Here is an 18,617-nt window from a genome sequence, read left to right as displayed (position 1 = left end):
TACGGGGGAATAAACCTAAGTAACACATCACAGATAAACGATGCAGGGATATGGATAGGCCTCAAACTGGGACAATGAGCGTTTGGACCTTACTTTGGTAAGCTGACGACTTCTTGAGTTCCAGCCACAGAGGGCTTGGATATATCTGAGCGAACTTCGGCATGGAGCCCCCCGTATGCGCCGCTTGTCATCCCCACTCCCATATCGAAAGTGCAGCACTCGCCATTACGGTATGGAGTAACCTAGCAAGATAAGGGCAAATAGCTAACACAGGTCCAAAGCAGTTGTGTGGTCAGGCGGTGAATCGAGATGACAACGTTTAACACGATGACTGGTGCGAAGCATAGGCTCTCGTCCCAGCGAATCAACTCCCAAGGGATCAAATGGATGTTCTGGGTAATGTGTTCTTGTGGAGTGGTAATGTAACTAATAATGATCACACCCTGGGTATTCGCTCTCCAGGGCGAAGATATAAACACGACTGGGGATGTGGAGGAGCGTTCGTTGAGGCCGAATAGTTATCGCTGCTCTGAACGTCTTTGTTCCAATCAAGCTTTTTGTTCCTGGAGGAACACCATGAAAGAAGATTCTTCAAAACGATTTGTTCTTAGCCTGTCCAGTGCTTCTGCCAAGTTGACCGCGTCGTTCCTGGTCTTGGCATTTACTGCATGTTCTCTCCTCGCACAAAATCCGGAAGGAAAGAAGGAAAGTGCAAGCAAGGATATGGCCTTTGAAGCGGTCTCGATTCGCCCCTCCAATCCGGATCAGAACGTGATTGAGTGGTTTGGCGTGGCGCGCGATACTTTTTCCATAAGGAAAGGACACTTGAGTGGTGTAATTATTGCTGCACTTTTCGATCGAGGAAAGATGCCTCCGGGTTTTGTTGGGACTCTCCCTAAATGGGTACGGGAAGAAGAGTACGATATCACCGCAAAGTTATCGGCGGAAGATTACGAGGCATTAAAGCGGGAGGCACATTCACCTGACATTCCACTAGAGATGCTTCATCCAATGCTCCAAAAGATGCTCAAAGAAAGATGCAACCTTGTCATACATACCACGAAAGGTGTGTTGCACACCTATTCGCTGGAAGTAGGAGCAAAGGGAATCAATCCCAAGAGGATGAAGATATCTACGGCCTCCGAAAATATTCCGAGCAATGCTATCGGGCCTGAGAGTGAAACTTGGCGGACAACATTTGCGAAGGATCCGGACGGCCAAAACGAAAAAAGGACATTCTACAGAATGACAATGGCCGAGTTTGCCGCGCATCTTTCTGGGAGAACATTAGTAAAAGACAATACAGGCTTATCTGCCCGATATGACTTTACTGTGGACCTCCTTGAAGGTGCCCACGACATCACCCAGCGGTTCGATATAGCTCCATTAGGACTGAAATGGAAAACTATAGATACGGCCATCGATGAAACCGCGGTAGATCACATTGATCGCCCTTCTCAAAACTAAACATTAGCTCAAAGCCCGCGTTGGATATGGAAAGCCTGCAAATTATCATTGAGGTCTCCATATCCTTCTGCGGGCATTCAGCTGTGATTTCAGGTGTTAGAGCTTTTTTGCATAAGCACAAACTTATCAGTCTGCAAAGATGACAGTGCTACCCGATACCGGAACAACTCTATTTGCTTAGCTGCTTAACGAAGAAATCGGCCATCAGGTGGTTGGCTTCAATTGCCTCGGGAAGACGATGATCGTACCAGAAGGCATGAGGCAGAGCGTCAAAGACTATCAGTCTGGCGTCCACACCTGCATTCAGATAGGCACGATGCAGATTTGCCGTTCCACTCAACAAAAGATCCCGTCCGCTTGTAACGAAGAGCGTTGGCGGTAACCCATGAAGGTCAGAGTAAATCGGAGATAATATCGGATCTTTCGGATCCGTTTTAGTTACATATTCGGAGTCATGCGGTTCCGGCTTTGGCGGATCGAGATGCCCGGTGAAGCCTCGTAGAGCGTATAGCGCCATGGAGTCTCCCTCGCGTGCGAAGTCCCCCATGCCGCTAAAAATTCCCAGTGCAGCGGGCTGCGGCAATCCCAGCTGTTTTAGCTTTGCAGCTACCTCTGCTGTAAGGATGGCTCCCGCCGACGTTCCATAGATGACGATGTGCTCCGGTTTGTAGGTCTTCAGCAGTTCTTTATATACGGCTACCGAATCGTCGACCGCAGCTGGAAAAGGATGTTCGGGAGCCAAACGATACAGTACAGCAACAACCTTCATCTTCGCGTAGCCTGCTATCGGAATCGATTCGGTATAGGAGCCGGAATCGGAGTTGAAGCCTCCACCATGCAAGTTCAGCAACACCTTGTCACGATTTGCCTCCGGCATTCCTTCGGGAGTAACAATTCGCACCGGGACACCGGCAATCTTGTCCTCGACCAATTGATTCGGGCAGAGCTTCGACCACTCCTTGGCGGCTCCTGCGGCCCATGTGTCCGTGCGGCTGCGACGCTGCGCCAGCGGTTCCGGTGGTCCCTGATCTGGAGCCGGACGGCTCAACATCTCCCGCGCCTCTGGGCTGAGTGCTTTAGGTACAGGGACGACGCGGGTCACATGCGCTGTGCCCTCGGCATCGATATAACTGGTGTCGCGATTCGGAGCTTCGGCAGCAGTAGTCGGGTGAGGAGTTGTTTGCTGGGCTAACAGAGTTGTGGATGCGGCAAGAAGCAGAAAAGCGGAATGACGAAATATCGAATTCATCGGATCGCTTCCTTAATAGGAGGGCTTTAATTACATGCGCGTTCCGAAGCGATTGTCCGGAACCCGTCCACCATAGCAGATAACTCCGCCAAGGTTCTGCCTTGTTGATAAAAACTAAGAGATTCCTTAGAATCCGCCTCGAAACACCGACGAAAGATCCTCTTTTTCCGCGCAGAAATTTTCTCAAGAATCTCCACATCCAGCCGACGCTAACGTGCGTCTAAACTTTGTGATCGATGTCAGACTAAAGTTGATGCAGAAAGAACGTGTCGACATGCGTTGTGTGCTCCAAAGTGAAGCAGTTCGGATAGATTCCTCTCATATTCCCTTCGTACCGTCTCACGAAACCACGCCTTCCTTCCGATATATGCATTGGAGAGCAAGGCATCTTTTGGAGCTCTAGATATGCGATCAGCAGCCATTATCGAGACACTTCGCAAACTGATCGAGCATGAGAAGAGCGCCAGCGCGATTGGCAACTTTGCCGAAGCGGAAGCCTTCGCGGAAAAGTTCCAGAAGCTGATGGAGGCTCATAACCTCACCATGGCCGATCTCGGTTGGGAATCACTGAACATCGATGTTCAGGACGATTACGAAACCAGCTGCTCCACACCCTTCGGTCGTCGTACGGACAGACCTAAGCGCCGCCAATCCTGGCAAGAAGTCCTCGGCAGCACGGTCGAAGGCCAGAAAGTCAGCACCTCACACTAAACTCAACGAGAATAAGCAGCCCGGGTACTCCTCCGATTTTGTACCGCCGGACTCCAGGCCGGGGTCCCCGGCACGCGTGGTTTTCGCGTGCTGGGGTGGAGGACCGGCTGTCGTGGAGGGTCTCCAGGCCCTCCACCTGGGAAGGCTGGATATCAATGCAAAATTCCTGTTCTCACGCCGCTTCGCCTGTGTGGGCGAGGACGCCCACACGACAGCCGGCCTGGAGACCGGCGGTACCTATAGTGGCTTGACGTCTGATCGAAGTTGCTTCATTGTTGAGCTTACCTGCTGCTGCCATGTCTGTTCCGCTAGTCCGCTGGAGTAAAGCCGCCTTCGCAGCTCTCGCTCTTTTATGCTTTGCGCTTGGATCGGACTCGGCTGTCACTACCGGTCTCTCCGCACGAATGAAGCAGCTGCCCCGTCGCACACTTTGGGTTTGGGAACGACCTGAAGATCTCGGCTCCATCGATCCCACAACTACAGCCATTGCGTGGCTAGATCAAACCATCCTCGTAGGCCCCCAGATCGTCAGCCAGCCTCGGCGTCAGCCAATGGCCTTTCCCAATACGGCTACCAGGATCGCCGTTGTCCGTATCGAGACACGCCCCGGAGGCAAGCTCGACAAGACTTCCGAAGACCGCGTTACAGACCTGCTGCTTTATTCTGCGACCCGCCCGGGAATCGCCGCCATGCAGGTAGACTTCGATGCCCGGCGCTCCGAACGCGGCTTCTACACAAGTGTTCTCGAAAAGCTTCATTCCCGGATGCCATCCGGTTTGCCGCTTTCGATCACGGCCTTGGCCTCCTGGTGCAGTAGCGATGATTGGATTGCCAATCTTCCCATCGACGAAGCTGTTCCCATGTTCTTCCGCATGGAACCGGATCGCCGCCGTGCTCCGGCCGATCTGCCGGAATTTCGCATCCGCGAGCCCAAGTGCAAGAGCAGCATCGGAATTTCAACCCGTGAAGCCTGGCCGGAGAATCTGGCGGGCAAACGACTTTACGTCTTCGCCGACCGTGGTTGGCGTCAGGATCTTTCCCTCCTAACAGATAGAGAGTTGCCATGAACCGCCGTCTTCTCGCTGCTTCCCTGCTCGCCTTCATCGTCGTGCCGCTAGTTACCGTACAAGCCTGCGGACCCGACTTTGTGCCTGATGTCTTTGTGCGCAAGCTTCGTCCCGATAATCCGAAGGACTTTGCTGCCGGCAAGCTCGGTGTCTTGTTACCTACTTATCCACGTGCCGACCTGACTGTTGCCTTCCGCTATCTCAATGGCGGAAGCCTGACGACCGAGGAGCAGAAGGCCTATCAGCCGCTCTATAGCCGTTATTCGGAGCCAAAAGCATGGGAACAACAATCGCAGGAGGAAGACAGCGCCCGCGAAAAAAAGGAAGAGCCTCTGGGCCAATGGCTGAAGGAACGTGCAAAATATCCGAAGTCGGCACTCAAGATCGATCAAAGCCGAGACCTTAGTCACGAAGAACACTCGTACGACGACTACAGCAACTGTAATGAAGATGCTTTTCGCACAGCTGTTCGCACACTCCAGAGCCGAGCAAAGACCTGGGGAGAAAAAAGCCTGGACCTAACTAATTGGCTCGAAGGACAAGATGCGGTCTTCGCTAACTGCCGTCAATCAAGCATCCCAAACTACAAAAAGAACTCCCCCATCTTTCCCGAAAACGCGCCGGAGGGAAGTTCATCACTGCTTAAGGCAGATCGCGCATATCAGTTGGCTGCGGCCCAGTTCTATGCAGAACAATTCGAAGAAGCACGGATTTCCTTTGAAGCTATCGGCAAAGACTCTCAATCCCCATGGCAGGGCATCTCCCGATACATGGTCGCAAGATGCTTAGTAAGGAATGCATATAAGGTATCGGACTCTTTTGCTGACGACCCAACCGCTAAATTCGATCTCGAACCGATGAAGAAGGCTGGTGCTGTTCTTGAGCTGCTTTCAAGAGAGCACCCAACAGGCATATCTGCCAAAGCTATTCAAAATCTGCTCGACTTGATTCATTTGCGGACCGATACTGCAGCGCGATTGAAAGAACTATCGAATGCTTTAGCGGGACCCAAAACCGATCCTGACTATGCGCAGCACCTGGAAGATATAACCTGGTATCTGAATGCTAAGCTGGATTCAATCCCCCTCAGAGAAAACTCCGACCAGGCGATACAAGAGTATGACAACAAGACAAATACAGTGAAGATATTCACCCCGGCAGAACGGGCCCAGATCTTCACCGAGGCCTACCACGACGCATCCGAACTGCGTACTACCAGCACACTCATCGATTGGTTAATCACCTTCCAGTCTCCGAGTGAAGAAGCCGCAAGACATGCTGCTGCAGAATGGAAGAAGACAGGCGAAGGCTACTGGCTGGTTGCGGCCATTGGGAAGGCCACAGCGAAATCACCCGAAGCCGAAGCTCTGATCAAAGCAGCAGAACAAATCAAGCAAGACTCTCCTGACTGGGAGACAGTTACCTATCACCGCGTTCGCCTACTCAACGCTTTGGGACGTGCTCAAGAAGCACGCACGCTTCTTGACGAGGTGCTGCCACATCTTCAGGCCAGCAATCGTGATTCTTCTACGAATCTTTTTCGAGGCCTCAGGATGCGCGCTTCCGCTAATTTGACTGAAGCGCTTACCTACGCGCCGCGCAAAGTCCTGGAGAGTACTTCCGACGAAAATTTCTCGGTCGATGAATGCCGGGATGTAATGAAAAATCCGAAGAGAAGTTACGATTGCGAGAAAAAGCTCGAACCGATGCAGTTCAGCAGCGACTCTGCTGAGTTCTTCAATCGCAAGGCCTCGCTCGAAGTTCTAGTAACCGCCGCCAAGTCCAGCAGTCTTCCGGAGCAGCTACGCCGTTCCGTAGCCATGATGGCGTGGGTACGAAGCATACTTCTGAAAAACGACTCCGCATCCGCACAGCTTCTGCCCTTGCTTCCGCAAAAGCTTCAACAACAGGCTGCTCCGGGAAATGGCTTCCATCCGCTTATGACCTTGCTGAGGAATCCCGGGCTGCGTCCCTATCTCGATGGAGGGATACAGCGCTCCTATTCTTACGATTTCGTCGAAAGTTATCGCGATAACTGGTGGTGCCAAGACTGGCAGGCAGACTACCCGGCCATCAGATATGAAAGCGCAGTTCCCGAAATCACGGAACGCTTTGGTATTGCTCCTACATTTCTTTCTCAAGAGCAACGAAGCCAGGGAGAGCGCGAGGTCGCGGAAATAATGCACCTCGGAAATGGTCAGGCATATCTTGGAGAACAAGTACTCGCCTACGTCAAGAGCCATCCCGACGATCCGGACATTCCCGAAGCGCTTTATCTAACGCTGCGAATGATCCGTTATGGCTGCTCCAGCGACACATGGAGCCAATCGGCGGGAGCACAGAATCTGCAGCGCAGGACAGCTACGATTCACCACTCGGTTGTTCAGATTCTTCGCCGCAGATATCCGACGAATCCTTGGACGAAGAAATCTGCTCCATTTGTCAGCTGTTGTGAATAGAACGAGATTAATAACAACGGAAAGAGGTGCCCACTTGTACCGCCGGTCCTCCACCCGGGAAGATCGCTTTTCAATGTGAAGTTTCAAATTCTAACGCAGCTTCCCCTGTGTGGGCGAGGACGCCCACACGACAGCCGGTCCTCCACCCCAGCACGCGAAAACCGCGCGTGCCGGGGACCCCGGCCTGGAGTCCGGCGGTACTCATGATGAAACGGTCCCTAGCTAAATTTCTATTCGCGGCATCTTTCTTTGTATTCACATTTGATACGTTTGCGGAACCACTGCATCGCCAACTCGCCATTACAATCGACGATCTTCCCTATGCGGATGAGTGGAACTGCGACGCTCAGCAGATTAACGAGAACACACAGAAGCTGTTGGAGCCTGTTCGTAAGGACAAGGTACCGCTCATTGGATTCGTTATTGGGAATCGCTGCCAAAAGCTATCGATGGAAGAACGCCAGCGGATTCTAAAACAATGGCTCGACGCCGGAGCGGAACTCGGCAACCATACCTGGTCGCATCCTGATATCAACCAGATTCCGGTTACCCAATACGAAGCAGACCTTCTCAAAGCAGACCAGGAGTTACATCGAACCTTTCCAACTCTAAAGCTACGCTATTATCGGGCACCCTTTCTGCACGACGGTAATACTCCTGAAGCTAAGCATCATCTTCAAGCGCTCTTGGCCGCGCATAATTATCAGGAGGCTCCGGTTACCCTCGATAACAATGACTGGACCTTTGCTGCCGCTTACAAACAAGCTCTTAAGAAGCATGACGCCGAGTTAGCTCGGCGGATCGAAGAAGCTTACATCCCTTACATGGAATCGATAACGGCCTTCTTCGAAAAACGCTCGGTTGAGGTCCTGGGACGCGAGTGTCCCCAGATTCTGCTGCTCCATGCCAGCCAGCTCAATGCCAAAATGCTTCCTGCGCTGCTCGATATGTATCGGAAGCGCGGTTATACCTTTGTAAGCCTCTATCAGGCGATGCGCGACAAAGCCTATCAGGCTCCGGATGCCTATATAGGAAGCAAAGGGCTTTCCTGGATTCATCGCTGGGGGCTTGCTGCCGGCAAACCAGTTCAGTTAGAACCGGAAACTCCGGCGTGGATCGGAAAGATCGTGGAATAGAGATAGTGCTTCCCTGACTTGTACCGCCGGACTCCAGGCCGGCTGTCGTGTGGGCGTCCTCGCCCACACAGGGAGAATATCGTTGGAACAGGAAGCTTGGTGGTAATATCCGCCTTCCCAGGTGGAGGGCCTGGAGACCCTCCACGACAGCCGGCCTGGAGTCCGGCGGTACTTAAACCCTCTCTTTCTTCCATTCCTTTTTTGAATCTGCAAGCGTATCGCTATAAAAGACTTAGTCTCATATCACAGGGACCTAGTGACAGCTGTCACTGTCCCAGAAAAAGCTTCACCGTACATTCGGTATGTGGATATCGATATAAGTTTATCGAATTGATCGGGCCACCGAGACGGAAGGTGGCACGGTTCCTCCATCCACGGGCAGGCTAAAACCGGAGCTGTCCCGGTAGCCTGCCTCTACAGGGCTTCGGTAGCAGAAAAAACGAGTGAATGAGGAGAGCATGACAAATCTTGAGACGCTTTTAGGGGATAAGCAGGAAAGAATCCGGGTAACCACAGCCGAAGAGCTGGATGCCCTTATTGCCCGTGTTAAAGCCGCACAGCAAAAATTCGCCAGCTTCACACAGAAGCAGGTTGATCACATCTTCCGGAATGCCGCTCTGGCAGCCGCCAACGCCCGCATTCCTCTTGCCGAACTGGCTGTAAAAGAGACCGGAATGGGTGTGGTTGAGGACAAGGTAATCAAGAACCACTTTGCCTCCGAGTACATTTACAACAAATATAAGGATGAGAAGACCTGCGGCATTCTGAGCGAAGACGACGAAGCCGGCACCATCACCATGGCTGAGCCGATGGGTCTGATCTGCGGCATCATCCCGACGACGAACCCGACCTCGACCGCCATCTTTAAGACACTCATCAGCCTCAAGACCCGCAACGGCATCATCATCAGCCCGCACCCACGCGCTCGCAAATGCACCTGCACGGCCGCCGCTCTCGTTCTCCAGGCCGCAGTCGAAGCCGGAGCCCCGGAAGACATCATCGGCTGGATCGACGAGCCGACCCTCGACCTCAGCAACCAGCTAATGCGTCACTCGGAAATCAAGCTGATTCTCGCGACCGGCGGACCAGGAATGGTACACGCTGCCTACTCCTCGGGCACCCCGGCTATCGGCGTCGGCGCTGGAAATACTCCGGTTGTCATCGACGAGACTGCAGACATCAAGCGCGCCATCGCCTCTATCTTGATGTCGAAGACCTTCGATAACGGTGTAATCTGCGCCTCCGAGCAGGCCGTCGTAGCCGTCGACGCGGTTTACGAACAGGTCCGCGAGCGCTTTTCCTCCCACGGTGGCTACATTCTGAAGGGTAAGGAGCTTGACGCAGTTCGTAACATCATTCTGGTCAACGGATCGGTCAACGCCAAGATCGTTGGACAGGCTGCCCCGACCATTGCAGCCATAGCCGGAATCACCGTTCCTGCAACGACCAAGGTCCTGATCGGAGAAGTCACCGACGCGACCACGACCGAGCCCTTCGCTCACGAAAAGCTGTCCACAATCCTGGGTCTCTATCGCGCCAAGGACTTCAAGGACGCCGTTGCAATAGCAGCCAAGCTGGTCGCCCTGGGCGGAATCGGACACACCTCAGTGCTCTACACCGATCAGGATGGACAGAAGGAACGCGTGAACTACTTCGGCGAGCAGATGAAGACCTCCCGCGTGCTGGTCAACTCGCCTTCTTCTCACGGCGGTATTGGCGACCTCTACAACTTCAGCCTGTCACCTAGCTTGACTCTGGGTTGCGGCAGCTGGGGTGGTAACTCAATCTCTGAGAATGTGGGGCCAAAGCACTTGCTCAATAAGAAAATCGTTGCAAAGCGTGCAGAAAACATGTTGTGGCACAAGCTTCCCGGTTCTATCTATTTCCGCCGTGGTTGCGTGCCGGAAGCCCTGAAGGAACTTGCCGGAAAGAAGCGCGCCCTGGTTGTTACCGATAACTTCCTCTTCCGCAACGGCTATGCCGACGAGTTGATCGAGCAGTTGAAGAAGCAGCATCTGGAAGTCGAAACCTTCTATCAAGTACAGGCCGATCCGAATCTCTCCACGGTTCGCAAGTGCGTCGAAGCTGCCAACGTCTTCCAGCCCGATGTGATCGTGGCTCTGGGCGGCGGTTCTCCGATGGACGCAGCCAAGATCGCCTGGGTCATGTACGAGCATCCGGAAGTGGACTTCGAGGATCTGGCACTGCGCTTCATGGATATCCGCAAGCGTATCTACAAGTTCCCGAAGATGGGCATCAAGGCCAAGCTGATCGCTATCCCGACGACCTCCGGTACCGGCTCCGAAGTTACGCCGTTTGCCGTCGTGACCGACGACTCAACGGGCAAGAAGTACCCCATCGCCGACTACGAGTTGACGCCGAACATGGCCATCATCGATCCCAATCTGGTCATGAATCTGCCTAAGTCGTTGACAGCCTTCGGTGGTATCGACGCCGTAACGCACGCTCTGGAAGCCTATGTTTCGATCATGGCCAACGAGTACTCCGATGGTCAGGCTCTGCAGGCTCTCAAGCTGTTGAAGGAGTATCTGCCCTCGGCTTACCAGAACGGAGCTAAGGATCCCGTGGCTCGCGAAAAGGTGCACAACGCCGCAACACTGGCCGGAATCGCCTTCGCAAACGCCTTCCTGGGTGCCTGCCACTCCATGGCACACAAGATCGGTGCAGCCTTCCACCTGCCCCACGGCTTGGCGAATGCTCTGCTGATCTCGAACGTGATCCGCTACAACGCCAACGACAACCCGACCAAGCAGGCAGCCTTCTCGCAATATGACCGTCCGAAGGCCAAGTGCCGCTATGCCGAAATCGCAGGCTATCTGGGTCTGGGCGGAAACACCAAGGAAGAACAGGTCGAGAACCTGATCAAGTGGGTCGAAGAGATGAAGAAGACTCTCGAAATCCCGGCCAGCATCAAGGAAGCCGGAGTTTCCGAGGAAGACTTCCTCGCCAAGCTCGATGCCGTGGCTGTCGATGCCTTCGACGACCAGTGCACCGGTGCCAACCCGCGTTATCCGCTGATCAGCGAGTTCCGCGCCATCCTGCTCGACAGTTTCTACGGAAAATCTTTTGTAGAACTTGTCGACCGGCCGGAAGCCAAGGCTGCTGCTGCTCCAGCTCCTGCACATAAGGAAAAAGCCAGTAATGGCAAGGGTTCCAAGGCAGAAGCGAAAGAAGAAGCCGTAGCCGCGAAGTAGGAAAAAGGTGTAACGAGTATCACAATCCGGGCTTCTCAGGCCTCAGTTTCGAGATCTGGGAAGCCCCTATAACAGATTTTCAAAGTTGTTTGTAGAATTAGTTTTAAGGATTCCGATCAAAGTAGTAGTTGAACTTCGACATCAATCGAGGCCACTGTATCGGAGCAAAAGGAAGACCGGTTAACTGCCCGAAGCTTCCGGAAGCTCTTCCGATCGAGAGTTAAATCTCAAGATCCGATACCACCTCGAAATGTCCGGGTTCGTAAATTACCAATTAGTTGTATTTGTGAATTTGTATTAAGCAGTCAACATAAAGAAATTTTGGAACTTTGGAAATTACAAATTGGCTCTGTATCAGGGTGTGACTTTGGTTATGCCACGCAAGCCGTAGAAAGAAGTGGACTTTAGCCGTTTCAAGAGCTAAAGCAGGTAAGGGCATAAGCCCCGAACGATCTGGTTGCCCTTAACGTCACGACTCATATCATAACCTGATACAAACCAACTTATATAAGTCAATAACACTTTCCGGTTAGCGGAACTGCGCGAGATACATGCTTCGTGCAGACAGGCGATCTGTGCCTCTACCCCTAGAGCAACGATTCCCTCTCCGCAGACCGCAGTTGAACAAATCTAGGACAGTACGAGTTACTCGGATGAGAAAAGGTTGGTATTGGCATGACGTTCACAATCTCACAGGCAAGATGCGGAGGACTGAGGAGTAAAGATGGCCATCTCTTCTGAAGCTCTCGTGCTCTGGGCCATGCTGCCACTTATGGCTGGCGTGCTCCTTCAACTTTTCGCGGCTCCGTTGCTCTCTTCCCGGGCAAAGGGCTTTCTGGCTCTGGCTTGCAGCATACCGAGCCTTCTGGCAGTGCTGGCGACCTTTGGACGGGTCCACCAGAACGGCCCGATTCATTTTTCGGCAGCGCCCTGGGATGGACCGCTCTCGCTGGTCTTTCATGTAGACGCAGCGAGCTTAATGTTTGCACTGATGGGCACCGGTCTCGGTGCCATTGTTTTGCTCTATTCCATCGGTTACATGGCTCACGAGAAGGGAGCCACCCGCTTTTACGCCTTCATGCTCACCTTCATCTGCGGCATGGTCGGGCTGGTTTATAGCGCCAATCTCTTCTCCTTATATCTCTGCTGGGAAGCGATGGGACTCTGCTCCTTCAGCCTGGTCGGCTTCTGGTACAACAAGAAGGAAGCGGTCGCCGGAGCCCGTAAGGTTCTGTTGATGACCCACCTTGCCGGATACGGATTGCTGGCAGCGATCCTGATGATCTACTCCCGCACCGGCAGCGCTCTCTGGACCGATCCTCACGTTGCCCAGGCCTTCAGCACTGGCGTCTATACGCTGATGCTGGTTGCACTTCTGGCTAAGTCCGTACAATTCCCGCTGCATACCTGGATTCCCGAAGCCATGAACGCTCCGACTCCGGTCAGCGCTCTGCTTCACGCCGCCTGCTATGTGAAGGCCGGTGTTTATCTTGCCGTCCGTATGCACACCTTCAACCAGTGGCCCACCTCCTGGGGACTGGTCATGATGTGGCTCGGAACTGTGACTATGGTCGTTGGCGTCGCCTACGCAATGATCCAACATGACCTTAAGCGTATGTTGGCCTTCCACACAGTCAGCCAGATCGGATACATCATCACCGGCCTCGGCCTCGGTACCCCGCTCGGTATCGCCGCAGGTCTGCTGCACTGCTTGAACCACAGCCTCTTTAAGGGCGGGCTCTTCCTCGCCGCCGGTTCCGTACAACACGCCGCCGGTACCCGCGACATGAACCTGCTCGGCGGACTCAGCCGCAAGATGCCGAAGACCACCGTAGTCTGGCTAATCAGCGTCGGCAGCATGATGGGTATTCCCTTCATGAGCGGCTTTGCCAGCAAGTGGCTGCTCTACACCGCATCGCTCGAAGCCGGACAGGTTGTTCCCGCGCTGATGGCCTGGATCGTCAGTATCGGTACAGTCTTCTCCTGCGTGAAGGCTACCAGCTCAGTCTTTCTTGGACCGACAACGGCAGAAACGGAAAATGCGCATGAGGCCCCGACCAGCATGGTCCTCGGCCTTAGCCTCTTCGCTCTGGGCAGTCTGGTTCTCGGCTTTGCTCCTCAGCTGGCCGTGCAGTACATCATTAATCCGATTCTTCCTGTGCTCGGTCTGGCAACCGTTCAGGTCTCCTGGTTCGGACTTACTCCGACCTCAGGCTCCTGGATTACCACCGGCGGACTGGTTCTCGGTATCGCCTCTGCCGGAGTGGGCGTTCTGATCTACATGCTCGCCGGTCTTTCGAGAGCGCGTTCCGCCGCGGTTGAGCAACAGGTAATTCTGGCCGGAGCAACAGGTGGTGGCGGAGTAGGCGTCTTCACCGGTGGTGAATTCAACCCCGGTCCAAGCCGTTTGCCTGCCAGTGAATTCTCGGTTGTTCTGAAGAAGAACTTCGAACCGATCTATCGCTCTACCAATGTTGATCGCGTCTATCTTGGCTTGTGGTGCGCTATCCAGGGTCTTTCGAACCTGATGAGTCGCGCCCTGGTCTGGGCGGAACGTTCGGCCGTGATCTGGGTCTCGGCACTTACCGTTGCCCTCTTCTTCGGCATTCGCGGCTTCTCACTCTCTTCGGCAACTGTTGCCGAAGGTGGCGCAGAGGTGATTCCTGCGGTAATCGGTATCGGCTGCGCAATCGCCTTCGCCGGATTGCTTATCGCTTCCGTAGCGCAGAAGGCATGGCGTTCCCTGCTTCCGCTGCTAACCGTGAGCGGAGCGGCTGCCGTGGTAGCAACCTTCGTTTCACAGCCAATGGCCCGGCTGGCACTGCTGGAATTTGCCAGCATCGCTGCTTTGGCCCTGGTATGGCGTAGCGGCACTCGTCGTGGAGCCTGGCTCTACTCCTTAGTTGTTGCTCTCTCCGTTCTCGCCCTGGTGGGCGGACAGATTGCTCTCGCGCAGGGTGCAACCGGTCTGGGACGGGCACTCTTGCTGAGCGGCTTTGTTCTCAAGCTTGCTCTGGTGCCCCTGCTTCTCTGGCTGCCTGCGGTTGCAGAAGCTGTACCGGCTTTGGTCGCCGGGCTGATTATCGCTGTTGTCGATATCGCAGCCTTCGGAGAACTCTACCTGACGGCGCAAAGCCATCCGGAGTTCCTGAAGCCGCACGGCTTCTGGTTAATCATCGCGCTGGCCTCTTCGCTTGCGGCTTCGCTGCTGATGCTTACGCAGCGCAACCTGAAGCGGCTGCTGGCTCTCTCGACCATCGAAGATATGGGCTTCCTGCTGCTGGGCCTTACCGCAGCAACGGAACTAGGCTGGCGCGGAGCGCTCTTCGGAGCAACCGTTCACGCCGTGGCCAAGGCTCTGCTCTTCATCTCCTTGAGTGCTCCGGAAGCTGATGGAGCCTTAACGGAAGGAGCTCGCGGACTGGCGACTCGTTACCCGCTCAGCGCCGCCGGATTTATGGCTGGCATGTTGGCCATGCTCGGAGTTCCTCCGATGCTGGGCTTTGCCGGACGCTGGCGTCTCTATGACACAGCATTCCTTACAAATCGCTGGTTGCTGTTAGGCTTCGTCGCCTCCTCCATGTTCGCTCTGGTCGCCTATGTTCTGTGCCTGACCCGCAGCTGGTGGGGTCCTGCTCCCGAAGGGCAGGAGGAAGCAACCGCCACCGAGCCCTTCGCTCTGCGGTTTGCCATCGTGGTCCTGATTGTTCTTCTGTTGGCTGGCGGTATGTGTCCGAATGCACTGCTGGCTCTGGGAGGGATTCAATGAGCATCTTTGAGAAATTAATGCACAAGGCCCGCGTCAAGAGCCCACGCATCTTCCACATGAACACAGGAAGCTGCAACGGCTGCGACATCGAGCTGGTCACCTGCCTCTCTCCCCGTTACGACGTCGAGCAGTTGGGCATTCACCTGGAAGGCAGTCCGAGACATGCCGATATTCTCTGCATCACCGGACCCGTCACGAACAATACTCTGGAAGCCGTAAAGACAGTGTACTCGCAGGTCTGCGAGCCCAAGGCCGTCGTGGCCCTGGGCTCCTGCCCCGCTTCCTGCAACGTCTTTGCCGGAAGCCCGGTAATCGCCGGACCCTTGGGCGATCACATTCCGGTCGATGTCTACGTTCCCGGCTGCCCGCCGCATCCGGACGCGATCATTGAAGGCATCGCACGCGCTGCACAGATTCTGGCCGATCGCGGAATTTCCGAAAAAGCGAAAGGAGAGCCGCAGAAATGAACATGACCGGCCTCATTTATCTCTTCCTCTTTCCGGGACTGCTCTTCGCCGTTCCTTGCAGCTGGCTCTTTGTCTGGGGCGAGCACAAGGCAGTGGCGCGTATGCAGCGCCGCATCGGGCCGCCTCTTTTGCAGCCCTTCTACGACTTCATCAAGCTCTTCGGGAAGCGCACGCCTTCACGTCACGGAATTGAAGCGGATCTGCTCCGGCTCTATCCGACACTTTCCGTACTGGCACTGATCGGCTCCCTGGCACTACTGCCCGTCTTCCCTGCCGGAAGACACGGCTTCTCCGGTGACGGAGTTCTGCTGGTCGCGCTGCTCGAAATGCCTTCGATCTGCTTCATCCTCGCGGGCTTCACCTCCGGCTCCATCTATGGTGAGATCGGCTCCATCCGCGAAGCGGTTCTTAGCGTTGCCAACAACATCGTCTTCCTGCTGGCTATCGTAACCATCGCGGTTACCGGACAGACCTTCCGCCTGGCCGAGCTTGCCGGACCCTCCTGGCATCCCGGTCACTGGATCGGCATTCTGGGAATCCTGCTCTGCATTCCCGCCAAGCTTCGTTTGAATCCCTTCTCGACATCGAGCGCCGAGCAGGAGATCTATGCCGGACCTCTGACCGAGTACGCCGGTGCGGCTCTGGCAATGTGGGAGCTGGCACACGGTCTGGAGTGGCTTGCACTGACCGGACTGGTCGCTACCTTGATCATTCCCGTCGGACTGCCCTGGTGGGCGCACGCCGTTCTCTTCTTCGTCATCTCCTTTGGAGAAGTTCTGGTTCTTTCCGCAATCGCTGCCGCTACAGCACGCTTCACGCTGCAACGCTCGATCAGGTTCTACTGGCGCTGGGCTGCAGTTCTTGCCGTTCTCGCAATGTCCTCCGCCATCTATTTGAGGTTCCGGATATGAACATTTTTCGCCTCATCTTTGACAATCTGCGCAAAGGCACTTTTTCCTACCGGCTGCCTCACGCACACGAGTGCACCAGCAACCAGTATCGCGGCCTCATTCACAACGACGAGACCCGCTGTGTGGGTTGCGCAGCCTGCGCTTACGTCTGCCCGACTTGCGCAATCGTGGTAACTCGCAGTGGAGACAACTACTCCTGGGAATACGATCCCGGTAAGTGCACCTTCTGCGGACGCTGCATCGACCGCTGCAAGCCGAACACTCTGACCATGGAATCGAAGCTTCCGCCCCTCTACAGCAAGCAGGGCGAGCTAAAGCAGACTCTCAACATGGTCAGGAAAAAGCCCGTCCGTCCGACTCCAGTCGCTGGAGCAGCTGCGGCCGCAACACCAGCAGCACCGAAACAAGAGGCAGCGAAGGAACCTGCTACAGCAATTCCTCCTGCTCCGAAAACGGAACCGGCAGTATAGCTTTCGCCGCTAGGGAATAAAGAGGATTTAGAGAATGACCGATACAACAGGTTTTGAAAAAACTCTTCAAGAACTCGGCCTCGGCGAAGGCTGGCAGTGGGATAAAGGCTCCTGGTGGCTTACCCCCTCAGAGCCAATCGACGTGCGTGCCGTTACGACGCGCATGCGCGAATTGCAGGCACGTTTTGTCGCCATCACGGCTACAGAACGTCCTGACAAAGAGATCCGCCTCGATTACCAGTGGGATCTGAATGGGCAGTTGCTCAGCTTCGTCACCGCCACACAGTCGGGAAAGATCGATACGATTGTCGATCTTACTCCGGCGGCAGACTGGGTTGAACGCGAAACCCATGAGTACTTCGCTGTCGAATTCCTGGGCCGTGAAAATACCAAACCCCTGATGACCCGCCCCGGCGATGCCATCGGTATCAACCTTCGCAAGGAACAGGAGGTCCAAAAATGAGCTATCGAATTCCTATCGGGCCTTACCACCCGGCACTGGAAGAACCCTACAAGCTGGAACTTGTCTGCGATGGAGAGACCGTTCGCGATGCCGTTATGACGGTGGGGTTCAACTTCCGTGGCATCGAGTATCTGGCCGAACGCCGCAACTACATGCAAGGCATCACGCTCGTCGAGCGCGTCTGCGGCATCTGCTCGAATGTGCACTCCCTCTCCTACTGCCAGACGGTAGAACGGCTCTGCGGACTCGAAGTTCCGGAACGCGGCCTCTACATTCGCGTCATCATGGCTGAGCTGGAGCGGTTGCACTCGCACTTCCTCTGGGCCGGAATTGCGGCCAAGCTTATCGGCTTCAAGACTGTCTTCATGACCTGCTTCGAATTGCGCGAGAAGATCATGGATGCGCTCTCGGCTGTTTCAGGCAATCGCGTGAACTACGGAATGAACCGCATTGGCGGCGTCAATCGCGACGTTACCGATCCGAGCAGCATCATCTCCATTCTGGATGAAATGGAGCGCGGAATCACGAAGACCATCATCCCCATCTTCCTGCATGACAAGACAGTCGAGTCGCGCTGCAAGGGTATCGGCATTCTGAGCAAGGAAGATGCTCTGGCGATGGGAACCGTCGGACCAATGGCTCGCGCCTCGGGTGTCCCTCAGGATATTCGCAAGGCTGCTCCCTACGCTGCCTATAACCGCTTCGAGTTCAATGTTCCGGTCGAAACGACGGGCGACGTGCAGGCTCGCGTGGTTGTCCATGCTCTGGAGATGATCGAGAGCTGCAAGATCCTGCGCCAGGCACTAACATCTCTGCCCGAAGGCCCCTTCCACACACCGCCCCCGACTGCTGCCCGTTTCAAGGTTGCGGCAGGAACGGCAGTAAGTCGTGTCGAAGCGCCTCGCGGGGAGGTCTTCTATCAAATCACCTCGAACGGAACAGAGATTCCCGAACGCGTTCGCGTCCGCACGCCAACCTTCATGAATATGGCAACGGTAAAGTACGCAGTCATCGGACAGGAACTGGCGGATTCACCTCTCATCCAGGCATCCTGCGACCCCTGCTACTCCTGCACCGACCGCTAAACGAACAAGAGTGCAAAAGGACAAAGCCTAAGTTCTTGCAAAAAAGCTTAGGTCTTTGTCTCAGGACAGAACTAAGGTTCTGTCCTTTTTTTTGCAACTCCACCTTGTACAGCCGGACTCCAGGCCGGGGTCCCCGGCACGCGTGGTT

13 protein-coding genes are annotated in these 18,617 nt (G+C 54.8%); 12 read left to right on the top strand and 1 reads right to left on the bottom strand.

The annotated features are described in order from the left end of the window. The first annotated feature begins 576 nt into the window (after positions 1-576). Complete coding sequence (locus AC6I7T_RS26885; RefSeq protein ID WP_497790888.1) at positions 577-1,467, top strand: TIGR03435 family protein; 891 nt, start codon at positions 577-579, stop codon at positions 1,465-1,467. Positions 1,468-1,636: 169 nt separating this feature from the next. Here the strand turns inward: AC6I7T_RS26885 and AC6I7T_RS26880 are convergent, their stop codons facing one another. Then, positions 1,637-2,716: an alpha/beta hydrolase gene (locus tag AC6I7T_RS26880; RefSeq protein ID WP_497790887.1), complete on the bottom strand. Its 1,080-nt coding sequence runs from the start codon at positions 2,714-2,716 to the stop codon at positions 1,637-1,639. Positions 2,717-3,121: 405 nt separating this feature from the next. Here AC6I7T_RS26880 and AC6I7T_RS26875 point away from each other — a divergent pair, with 405 nt between their 5' ends. From AC6I7T_RS26875 to AC6I7T_RS26825, 11 genes are all read left to right on the top strand, one after another. Beyond that, on the top strand, positions 3,122-3,427 hold the full coding sequence (locus AC6I7T_RS26875) for a DUF2786 domain-containing protein (protein WP_497790886.1): 306 nt from the start codon (positions 3,122-3,124) through the stop codon (positions 3,425-3,427). Between the two features lie 272 nt (positions 3,428-3,699). Beyond that, on the top strand, positions 3,700-4,494 hold the full coding sequence (locus tag AC6I7T_RS26870) for a DUF3142 domain-containing protein (RefSeq protein WP_497790885.1): 795 nt from the start codon (positions 3,700-3,702) through the stop codon (positions 4,492-4,494). After that, a complete protein-coding gene (locus AC6I7T_RS26865; RefSeq protein WP_497790884.1) occupies positions 4,491-6,953 on the top strand; it encodes a hypothetical protein in 2,463 nt (820 codons plus the stop codon). The genes AC6I7T_RS26870 and AC6I7T_RS26865 overlap by 4 nt, the downstream gene beginning before the upstream one ends. A gap of 203 nt (positions 6,954-7,156) precedes the next feature. After that, a complete protein-coding gene (locus tag AC6I7T_RS26860) occupies positions 7,157-8,089 on the top strand; it encodes a polysaccharide deacetylase family protein (RefSeq protein WP_497790883.1) in 933 nt (310 codons plus the stop codon). A 458-nt stretch (positions 8,090-8,547) separates the two neighbouring features. Then, on the top strand, positions 8,548-11,304 hold the full coding sequence (gene adhE / locus AC6I7T_RS26855; protein WP_497790882.1) for a bifunctional acetaldehyde-CoA/alcohol dehydrogenase: 2,757 nt from the start codon (positions 8,548-8,550) through the stop codon (positions 11,302-11,304). Between the two features lie 724 nt (positions 11,305-12,028). Then, positions 12,029-15,073 (top strand): proton-conducting transporter transmembrane domain-containing protein, encoded by a 3,045-nt coding sequence (locus tag AC6I7T_RS26850; protein WP_497790881.1) that lies wholly within the window; start codon positions 12,029-12,031, stop codon positions 15,071-15,073. After that, on the top strand, positions 15,070-15,540 hold the full coding sequence (locus AC6I7T_RS26845) for an NADH-quinone oxidoreductase subunit B family protein (protein WP_497790880.1): 471 nt from the start codon (positions 15,070-15,072) through the stop codon (positions 15,538-15,540). Before AC6I7T_RS26850 ends, AC6I7T_RS26845 begins: the two co-directional genes overlap by 4 nt. Next, positions 15,537-16,451 (top strand): respiratory chain complex I subunit 1 family protein, encoded by a 915-nt coding sequence (locus AC6I7T_RS26840; protein ID WP_497790879.1) that lies wholly within the window; start codon positions 15,537-15,539, stop codon positions 16,449-16,451. The genes AC6I7T_RS26845 and AC6I7T_RS26840 overlap by 4 nt, the downstream gene beginning before the upstream one ends. Continuing rightward, positions 16,448-16,921, top strand: coding sequence for an NADH-quinone oxidoreductase subunit I (locus AC6I7T_RS26835; RefSeq protein ID WP_497790878.1), 474 nt, complete (start codon positions 16,448-16,450; stop codon positions 16,919-16,921). The genes AC6I7T_RS26840 and AC6I7T_RS26835 overlap by 4 nt, the downstream gene beginning before the upstream one ends. A gap of 34 nt (positions 16,922-16,955) precedes the next feature. Continuing rightward, on the top strand, positions 16,956-17,384 hold the full coding sequence (locus AC6I7T_RS26830; RefSeq protein ID WP_497790877.1) for an NADH-quinone oxidoreductase subunit C: 429 nt from the start codon (positions 16,956-16,958) through the stop codon (positions 17,382-17,384). Further along, positions 17,381-18,469 (top strand): hydrogenase large subunit, encoded by a 1,089-nt coding sequence (locus AC6I7T_RS26825; protein WP_497790876.1) that lies wholly within the window; start codon positions 17,381-17,383, stop codon positions 18,467-18,469. Before AC6I7T_RS26830 ends, AC6I7T_RS26825 begins: the two co-directional genes overlap by 4 nt. The last annotated feature ends 148 nt before the right edge of the window (positions 18,470-18,617 follow it).

The organism is Humiphilus diazotrophicus, assembly GCF_059726315.1.
Note: the sequence above shows the minus strand (reverse complement) of the source record. Positions and strands in the feature narration are given on the sequence as shown.